2 protein-coding genes and 1 pseudogene are annotated in these 2,233 nt (G+C 71.8%); 2 read left to right on the plus strand and 1 reads right to left on the minus strand.

Annotation, left to right across the window (positions count from 1 at the left end):
* Nucleotides 1-239: 239 nt before the first annotated feature.
* Together DSY14_RS27600 and DSY14_RS27605 are read left to right on the plus strand one after the other, a co-directional pair.
* Entirely contained in the window at nucleotides 240-545 is a 306-nt protein-coding gene (locus DSY14_RS27600) for a 4a-hydroxytetrahydrobiopterin dehydratase (RefSeq protein ID WP_211719532.1), read from the plus strand.
* A gap of 361 nt (nucleotides 546-906) precedes the next feature.
* Nucleotides 907-1,554: a class I SAM-dependent methyltransferase gene (locus tag DSY14_RS27605; RefSeq protein WP_211719533.1), complete on the plus strand. Its 648-nt coding sequence runs from the start codon at nucleotides 907-909 to the stop codon at nucleotides 1,552-1,554.
* Here the strand turns inward: DSY14_RS27605 and DSY14_RS27610 are convergent.
* Nucleotides 1,481-2,233: pseudogene (locus DSY14_RS27610) on the minus strand (hypothetical protein); the annotation flags it as partial. The gene DSY14_RS27605 and the pseudogene DSY14_RS27610 overlap by 74 nt on opposite strands.

Genomic DNA, 2,233 nt, shown 5'->3' on the forward strand with positions numbered 1-2,233 from the left:
GAGTGTGTCCATTCGGCCGAAGGCGTTCGTGTGACGCATGTATAAATCTACGTCGTAAAGGCGGCGGAGCGGAAGCGACAAACACTTCCAAGAGCCATAAGGAGCGGCTCCGCCGCACCCACCACACAAGGGCTTGGTCTCTGTGGACGTGAGGGGTGGCCCGTCATGGGGTAGGTACTCGCCGGAACCGACCAATCACGGATTGGCACCTTCACCGGCACCGAAACCAAGGGGGACCCATGGTCCATCTCAGCGAGGATCAGATCCACGAGGGTCTGACACGGCTCACCGACTGGGAGTGGGACCCCGAAGCGGTCCTCATCCGACGCACCGTGCGGCTGGCCGACTTCCTCGGCGCCATCGCGCTGGTCAACGAGGTCGCGCAGGCCGCAGAACAGGTCGACCACCACCCCGACATCGACATCCGCTACACCACCGTGCACCTGACCCTGAGCACCCACTCCGAGGGAGCGGTCACCGAGCACGACATGGCCCTGGCCGCCAGGATCGACGAGTTGGTGGCCGCCACCGCCCATCTGGAGTGACCCGCCTCGCCTCGTCCCTGCGCGACCGGCACCCGCTCTGCCGGACCCTCCCGCCGACACCGCGCGAGGATGGGTGCGTGAACGACACGAACAACCACCCGTGGGCGGTGCGTTGCGCCCCAGCCACGGCCCACCACAGGACCCCTGACCCGTACCGTCGCCCTCGCGGACCCGCCGCGTGGTGGCCACCGGCCCACCCGACGGCGCGGGCCCGGTACCGGCCGCCACTGTGCGGCGTCGTCCCTGCGGCGGAACCAGGCCACGGCTCCTCGGCGCGCGGGATCGGTGGGGACGATCGCCGCCGGGCCCGGCACGTCCCATCTTCCGGGAGCCTCTTCGTCCACGTGCCCCGGGCCCGCCCATGAGCGCCGATCCCGCGCGCACGGCGCGCGCCTACGACGAGGTGGTGGAGGCCTACGCGCCGCTGGCGGCGTCGGTATTCGCCGCCGATCACCTGCACCGGGCGATGGTCGACGCCTTCGCCGATCTGGTCCTGTCCTCGGGCGGTGGTCCGGTGTTGGACGCCGGGTGCGGTCCCGGGCACATCACGGCCCACCTGGCCGGGCGCGGGTTGGCTGTCTGTGGCGTGGACGGCTCCGTGGGGATGGTGGAGTGGGCCCGAGTCCATCACGAGCCGCTGGAGTTCGCGGTGGGCTCGCTGGAGGACGGTGCGGTCGCGCAGGGTTCCCTGGCCGGTGCCCTGTCCTCCTACTCGATCATTCACACCCCGCCCGAGCGGTTGGACCCGGTTCTGCACGGGTTCGCGCGTTCCCTGGCGCCCGGTGGGCACCTGCTGGTGTCCTTCCAGAGTCATGAGGACCCGGCTGCCCGGGTCGAGGCCTTCGACCATCGGGTGGTCGTGGCCTACCGGTACGGGATCGACCATGTGTTGGGCTCGCTGGGTCGCGCGGGTGTGGTGGAGGTGGGCCGGTTGGTCACGGCGCCCGACCAGGACGTGCGCCGCGGGTTCGCCCAGGCCCATCTGTTGTGTCGGCGCAGCGCGCCCTGACACCGGGATGGTGGGTTCGCCTCTCGGCGCGGTGGGGCGCGGTCAGGCCCGTCCCGGGCGGGCGGTGTCGTGTTCCGATGCCGGGTGGGGGTTCTCGTTCGGCGGGGCGGACGTGGCCGCGTCCGCCCGGTCCCGTTCCACGTGTGACGGTGACCAGGCAGGCCAGGCACACCACGGCCACGGCTCCGAGGGAGGCCGCGTAGGGGAAGAGGGGGAGGAGGGCGGCCGGCAGTGTGGGCAGGAGGAAGCCGGTGTAGGCCAGGGAGTAGTAGACCCCGGTGAGCCCCGCGAGTTCCCGTGGCGCGGCGATGGCCTGGACGTGGAGCAGGCCGGCGACCACGCAGATGCCGTAGGCCGTGCCCAGGACCACGGCCACGAGCAGGGCCGGGGCGGGGTGGCCCACCAGGGCCGCGATGACGGCCAGGAGCATGGCCGTGGACATCGGGGCGCGGCCGCCGGTGCGTCGGTCGATCCAGGGGAGGAGGTTCTGGACGCCGGCTTCGGCGCCGAGGGTGAGCACGGTCGGTGCGGTGGCGTAGAGCGTGGTCCAGGTGTCGAGACGGTCCTGGGCGATGGCGGGCATGATCGCGTAGGCGATGCCGGCGGCGGTGAAGACCCAGGGGGCGGCGGGCAGGGTCAGGCGGGTGAAGCGAGGGTGGGCCGCGGCGCGGACGTGGAG

It is taken from the genome of Nocardiopsis sp. MG754419, from assembly GCF_018207095.1.
Lineage (GTDB): Bacteria > Actinomycetota > Actinomycetes > Streptosporangiales > Streptosporangiaceae > Nocardiopsis.